Consider the following 417-nt stretch of genomic DNA (forward strand, 5'->3'; position numbering starts at 1 on the left):
CCCCAGTTTAAACTGGTTTGGGCTCTCCCCACTTCGCTCGCCGCTACTACGGGAATCGTGTTTACTTTCTCTTCCTCTGGGTACTAAGATGTTTCAGTTCCCCAGGTCTACCTCTACCATCACTACTTAATTCGTAATGGAGTGACATTATAAATGCCGGGTTCCCCCATTCGGAAATCTTCGGATCACAGCTTACTTACAGCTCCCCAAAGCATATCGGTGTTTGTTCCGTCCTTCTTCGGCTCTTGGTGCCAAGGCATCCACCGTGCGCCCTTCACTACTTAATCGTAATGAATTTGTGAGAGAGTATCTCTACTCTATCGCGCGTGTATTTTTGAACTTTTTCGTTCTCGGTTTCTACGCTTGAAATCATATATTAATATATAATCTGTTGCTTCTATTTGGTTTTCAATGTAC

At 44.1% G+C, this 417-nt stretch carries 1 rRNA gene; it reads right to left on the reverse strand.

Going from position 1 to position 417, the window contains the following annotated elements:
* A 23S ribosomal RNA gene (locus HMPREF3029_RS09565) occupies positions 1 to 287 on the reverse strand; the annotation flags it as partial.
* Between the last annotated feature and the right edge of the window lie 130 nt (positions 288 to 417).

Source organism: Nosocomiicoccus sp. HMSC059G07 (assembly GCF_001815515.1).
GTDB lineage: Bacteria > Bacillota > Bacilli > Staphylococcales > Salinicoccaceae > Nosocomiicoccus > Nosocomiicoccus ampullae_A.